The following is a 5,403-nucleotide window of genomic DNA, read 5'->3' as shown; positions in this document are numbered from 1 at the left end:
GGGGCGAGGGCGGTCGCGGCGGCGGTGGCGGTCAGCACGGCGAGCGCGGTGGACCGCAGCAGCCGGCGGCGGCCCGTCGCGGGCGGGCGGGTGGTCGAGGTGATCAGGGGCATGGCTGCCGGCTCCCGTCGTCGGTTCGGTTGGTGGCGGCGCGGAAAGGTTCGCACACCTGCCGCCCCCTCAGACTCTCCCGCGCGGCGGCCCGCTGACATCCCGTACTCCCCCGGACGCGGGGTGGGGCCAGCCCCAGGAAGCACCGCCCGGCCAACGCTGCACGACGTCCCGCAACGCCTCGTGAAATCCGTGAGGCCCGTCCGGCAGCCGTTGCCATCCGTCGTTCCGCACCCGTACGGTCACCGCCGGGCAGCCGCGGACGATCTCCGCCGCCCGGCGCCACCGGGCGGTCGACGCCCCCTCCCGGCACCGCCCCGCTCCCCGCTCCCCCGCACTCCCCCGCACTCGCGCGCCCTCGCTCAGCTACTCAGCTGCTCCGCCGATCCCCCGCTCCGCACCCGAGCACACCCGCCACCGGCAGGACCGGCCCCTGCGCCGTGCCCGGTCCGCCGATCCGCCCGCCCCGAGAGGGAGATGCCATGAGCCGAACCGAGCGCGACCGGCTGGGACGCCGCGGCTACCTCACCGAAGTCGCCGCCCTTGCCGCGGCCGCCGCCGCCTCGGCTGCCACCGTGGCGACCACCGCGCCCCCAACACCGTCGGCAACGTCCGGGAGTGGTGCGCCGACCGGTTCAGCGCCGACTTCCACCGCACCGGACCGCGGACCGACCCGCCGGGCCGCCCACCGGACCCTCCCGGGTGATCCGGGGCGGCTCGCACCTGTGCCACGACCCGGACGGCAACCGCTACCGGGTCGCCGCCCGCAGCTCCGACACCCCGCACAGCTCCACCGGCCACACCGGCTTCCGCATCGCCGCCGACCCGCCCGCCGCCCCGACCGGCCGGCCCGGCGCCGTGTGTGCCGGGGCGGCGAACTCGCCGAGGTCATCACACTGTTCCGCCACCGGGCCACCGACAACGCGTCCTGAAGGACCTCAGGTCGGCGTCTCGGTGGGACGACGGCGGAAGGTCTCGGCGAGGGCGGTGTTCAGCACGATCACGGCCGCCAGGACGCAGGCCGCGACCGGGCGGCCGAGGCCGTACAGGGCGGCAGCGCTGCCGCCGAGCACCAGCGCCTTCACCAGCAGCACCACCGGAAGCGGCGGGCGGTAGCGGGCCTTGGGTGCGGCGAACAGGCCCCACAGCACCACGGCCGCCGCGGGCAGCCCGAGGCCGAGCAGCACCCGCCCGGCCGTACCGCCGCCCTTCGCAAAACCCCACCACGCCAGGAGCACCAGGGCCGCCAACTCCAGGAGAAACGCCAGCACTTCGTTGGCCGCGAACCACGGCCGACCGGCCAGTTCGGCCATCGTGTCGGCCGGTCTCTGCTCCGTCTCCGGCTCCATCTCCGAGCCCTCCCCCGCCGTGTCTCCGTGCCGCGGCTGCGCGGCCGCCCCAGCATGGCACGGGCGCGCCGCACAGGGACCTCGCTTCCACCGGCTGCCGACTCCCACCCCCTGCCGGGGAGAGTGACGCTCCGTCACGCCGCGGTGCTGGCGGATGATCGGCAGGGCTTGCGGACATCGCGTGAAGGCCCGCGCCGGCCCGCGGAACGGCCGGGATGATCGGCCGCGGACCTCGGCGCAGCGTCGCGCCGGCGGCGGACGGAGGTGTGCGCGTGGCGATGGGTGTCTCGGTGAGCAGTCCGCCCCACCCGCACCTGGGCCGGGCGGTACGCGACCGGCGGGACGGCCGCCTCGGCACCATCTCCGGCCAGTTGGTCGAGCGGGACACCGAGACCGGACGGCTGCTGCGCCGCCGGATCTTCGTCCGTCCGCAGGGCGGCGGGATCGAGTGGGAGGCCGCACCCGAGGACCTGGTGCCGGCCTGAGCGCGCCGGGCAGCCGCGGCCGGTGTGGCAGGATGCGGCGGTGATCACCGACCCGCCCGTGCCCGCCGTCGTTCCTGCCGCCGTTCCCGCAGGCCGGATGGCTGCCCGGACACAGCCGGTGCTGGCCGTCTCGCCCGCGATCGAACTGCGGCCGTGGCGTGCCGAGGACGCCGCTGCCCTGGTCGCCGCCGGCCGGGACGCGGCGATCCGGCAGTGGAACCTGCTCGGCGTGCCCACCGCGGAGGACGCCTGCCGCCGGATCGCGCGCATGCAGGCCCGCTGGCAGGCGGAGGAGGCCGCGATCTGGGCGATGGCCCGCCGCGGCGGCGAGGTCCTGGGACTGGTCGGCTGGAACGACGTCGACCTGGCGGCGGGCAGCGCCGAGATCGTCTACTGGGTGCTGCCGCACGCCCGCGGCGGCGGCCTGGTCGTCGAGGCGGTGCGCCGGGCCGGCCGGTGGGCCCTGGACGACCTGGGCCTGCACCGGCTGACCCTGTGCCACTCCACCGCCAATCCGGCCTCCTGCCGGGTCGCCGACAAGGCCGGCTACACCTTCGAGGGCACCATGCGCAGTGCCCTCCGCCACGCCGACGGCTGGCACGACCAGCACCTGCACGCCCTGGTCGCGGGCGATCTCTGACCACCGTTCGGGAGGTACTGCCGTGTCCGCCGTTCCCGGGATCATCAGAACGCCCCGGCTGACGCTCCTGCCGCTGGAGGTCGGCCACGCCGCGGAGATGGCGGGCGTCCTGGGCGATTCCGCGCTGCACGCCTTCGTCGGAGGCCGTCCGCTGCGCCCCGACGAACTCCGCGCCCGGTACGAGCGGCTGGTCGCCGGGTCCCCCGACCCCGGCGCGACCTGGGCGAACTGGGTGGTCCGGCTGGACGCGGAAGGCTGCCTGACCGGGACGGTCCAGGCGACGGTGACCGCCGACGACGGCGGACTGCGCACCGCGGAGGTCGCCTGGGTGGTCGGCACCGGATGGCAGCGCCGCGGCATCGCGACCGAGGCGGCGCAGGGCCTGGTCGCCGCGCTGGCGGCCGCCGGGGTGCGGAGGTTCGTCGCGCACGTCCACCCGGACCACCGGGCGTCCGCCGCGGTCGCGGCCGCCGTCGGGCTCGCACCCACCACCCACCGCCAGGACGGCGAGATCAGGTGGGAGTCCGGCTGACGGTCACCGACCGGCGGGCGTCACGCGCTGCTCGTACGGCGGCGGGGCGCACGGCCGGCGAGCCAGGCGACGGCGGCGAGGAGTCCGGCGAGCGGGCCGAGGAAGGGGGCCGGGCTGGTGTGGAACACCGTGCTGCCGAGCACGCCGACGAGCTGCCAGACGGCGCCCAGCACCGCCGCGACGGAGAGCCAGTGCCAGCCGTCCCGCCGGACCACGGCGAACGGCAGCACCAGCACCGCGACGGTCTGCAGCGCGAAGCCGAACCGGAACCAGCCCAGCCAGACGGCGTTCCACCACGCACCGTGGGTGCCCCGCTCGCCGAGGTCGTCCCGGTACTCGAGGAAGGTGGTGCCGTCGGACCACCACGGCCAGACGTAGAGTCCGATCAGCGTCAGCGTCGCGGCGCCGATCGCCAGCCACGCGTGACCGGCACGGCTGGGCTCCCGCTCTTCGAGAAATGGCATGCGTCCCCCCGGGTGTGGTGCGGCACCTACTGATCCCCCAGCATGGCGGAGGGCGCCGACAACGGTGACGCGTTCGCGCAAGTCGCCCGGGAGGGCGGCAGACGCGCGCGCGAGTGGTCGTCCGGGGCGGCCCCGACGGCCGTGGTCAGGCGCGCAAAGTGCCCAGGCGGCCCTCGAGTTGGAGGAGAAGTTCGGCGAGGCCGGCGCCGAGGAGGCGGCGGGTGGGCTCGTCCAGGCCGGCGAGGACCGTGCGCTCGTAGGCGAGTTGCTGCGGCATGAGGCGGTCCACGAGCGCGCGGCCGTCGTCGGTGAGCCGGATGTAGCCGATCCGGCGGTCGCGGGTGTCGGTGCGGCGGTCGACCAGGCCGCGGTCCTGGAGGGCCCGCAGCCGCTTGGTGACGGCGGCACCGGAGGCGAAGGTCTCGCGGGCGAGCTCGCCGGGGGTGAGTTCGCGGCCGGTGCGGCGGACGGCGCCGAGCAGGTCGAACTCGCCGCGGGTGAGGCCGGCGGAGCGCAGCGGGGCGTCCTCGGCCTGCTGGAGGAGCGCCGCACAGCGGTTGATCCGGCCGACGAGCTCCATCGGCTCGGTGTCGAGGTCCGGGTGGACGGCCCTCCACTGCCGCCGCACCGCCGCGACGACGTCGCTCGCCCCGTCGTCCTGGTTCACGCCGCTCCGCTCGCCGTTCACACCGCTCCGCTCTGCGCTCACACCGCTCCGCTCGCCGGGGCGGGGTGGAGGCCGCCCCGCCGCGCGGCCGTCACCGCGAGCGTACGGTGTCCGGCTTCCTCGGCGGTGCGCAGTGCCTGCTCGGGCAGGGTGCGGCGGCGCCATTCGCCGGCGGCGGTGTCCCGGGCGTCGCGCAGGTCGACGAGGGTGTGGGCGAGCCGGCGGGAGGCGGCGTGCACGGCGGCGGGTTCGGCGGCCGGGTCGGCGAGGGTCCGTTCGGCGTGCGCGTGGGCGCGGCCGACGGCGTGCAGGGCGTGCCGGACCCGGTCGGCCGCGCGGTGGTTGGTGACGGCGAGCGCGGCGGCGAAGCCGACGGCGGCGCCGATCAGGGTGTCGAGGACGCGGTCGCCGATGAGCCGTCCGGCCGGGTGGTCGCCGGTGAACTCGACCAGCAGCAGTGCCATGGGGGTGACCGCGACGGTGCCGAGCCAGTAGTTGCGGGTGACCAGCGCCTCGGCGGCGAAGTTGAGGACGAGCAGGCAGAGCACGAGCGCGAGCGGCCCGGTGCGGATCAGCGGGACGGCGGCCGCGAAGACCGCGACGCCGAGCAGGTTTCCGAGGATGCGCTGCAGGGTGCGGTTCCAGGTCAGCGCGATGTTGGCCTGGTGGATAGACGCGGCGGTGACGATCGCCCAGTACGGCCGGTCGACGCCCAGCCACAGGGCGGCGTATCCGGCGAGGGCGCAGCCGAGCAGGGTGCGCAGGGCGGCCGGGGCGTGCAGGGCCCCGGGGGCCAGGCCGCGCACCCAGGCCGCTCGGGCCGACCGGCTCAGCGGCGCCGGGTCGTGGACGTCCGCCTCGGGCATGTCGTGGACCGCCGGCATGTCGCGGGCCGTCGGCATGTCGCGGGCCGCCGGTGGATCGGGGACGGGGCCGTGGGCACGTACGCCGGCCGCCCAGGCGTGGAGCTGCTCGCCCGCTGGGCCGTCGCCGGCGAGAGCGGCCCCGGCCCGGTCGAGCAGCCGGTGGAGTGCCCGACGGTCCGGGGTGGCGGCGCCGGCGAGGTGGAGGCACCGCCGGGCGGCACGGAGGGCGGTGACGGCGGTGTGGCGGGTCTGCGGGCCGGGCGCGGTGGCGTGGTCCGCGGCGGCGGTC

7 protein-coding genes and 1 pseudogene are annotated in these 5,403 nt (G+C 76.7%); 4 read left to right on the top strand and 4 right to left on the bottom strand.

Annotation, left to right across the window (positions count from 1 at the left end):
• Positions 1–729: 729 nt before the first annotated feature.
• Positions 730–870 (top strand): annotated as a pseudogene (locus KSNIM_RS39520) (hypothetical protein); the annotation flags it as partial.
• 179 nt (positions 871–1,049) lie between these two features.
• Here KSNIM_RS39520 and KSNIM_RS34325 read toward each other — a convergent pair.
• Complete coding sequence (locus KSNIM_RS34325) at positions 1,050–1,460, bottom strand: YrdB family protein (protein WP_263107072.1); 411 nt, start codon at positions 1,458–1,460, stop codon at positions 1,050–1,052.
• 290 nt (positions 1,461–1,750) lie between these two features.
• Here KSNIM_RS34325 and KSNIM_RS34320 point away from each other — a divergent pair, with 290 nt between their 5' ends.
• The 3 genes from KSNIM_RS34320 (at position 1,751) to KSNIM_RS34310 (ending at position 3,117) form a co-directional block, all read left to right on the top strand.
• Positions 1,751–1,945 carry a hypothetical protein gene (locus tag KSNIM_RS34320; protein ID WP_263107071.1) on the top strand — a complete coding sequence of 65 codons (195 nt, stop codon included), beginning with the start codon at positions 1,751–1,753 and terminating at the stop codon, positions 1,943–1,945.
• Between the two features lie 97 nt (positions 1,946–2,042).
• A complete protein-coding gene (locus KSNIM_RS34315; RefSeq protein ID WP_263108228.1) occupies positions 2,043–2,585 on the top strand; it encodes a GNAT family N-acetyltransferase in 543 nt (180 codons plus the stop codon).
• A gap of 22 nt (positions 2,586–2,607) precedes the next feature.
• A complete protein-coding gene (locus KSNIM_RS34310; protein ID WP_263107070.1) occupies positions 2,608–3,117 on the top strand; it encodes a GNAT family N-acetyltransferase in 510 nt (169 codons plus the stop codon).
• Positions 3,118–3,137: 20 nt separating this feature from the next.
• Here KSNIM_RS34310 and KSNIM_RS34305 read toward each other — a convergent pair whose 3' ends face one another.
• The 3 genes from KSNIM_RS34305 to KSNIM_RS34295 all read right to left on the bottom strand — a co-directional run.
• On the bottom strand, positions 3,138–3,581 hold the full coding sequence (locus tag KSNIM_RS34305) for a hypothetical protein (RefSeq protein WP_263107069.1): 444 nt from the start codon (positions 3,579–3,581) through the stop codon (positions 3,138–3,140).
• A 145-nt stretch (positions 3,582–3,726) separates the two neighbouring features.
• A complete protein-coding gene (locus tag KSNIM_RS34300; protein ID WP_411543903.1) occupies positions 3,727–4,269 on the bottom strand; it encodes a MarR family winged helix-turn-helix transcriptional regulator in 543 nt (180 codons plus the stop codon).
• A 17-nt stretch (positions 4,270–4,286) separates the two neighbouring features.
• On the bottom strand, positions 4,287–5,403 hold a 1,117-nt coding region (locus KSNIM_RS34295; protein ID WP_263107067.1), incomplete at its 5' end, for an FUSC family protein.

The organism is Kitasatospora sp. DSM 101779 (assembly GCF_025655475.1).
Taxonomy (GTDB): Bacteria; Actinomycetota; Actinomycetes; order Streptomycetales; family Streptomycetaceae; genus Kitasatospora.
Note: the sequence above shows the minus strand (reverse complement) of the source record. Positions and strands in the feature narration are given on the sequence as shown.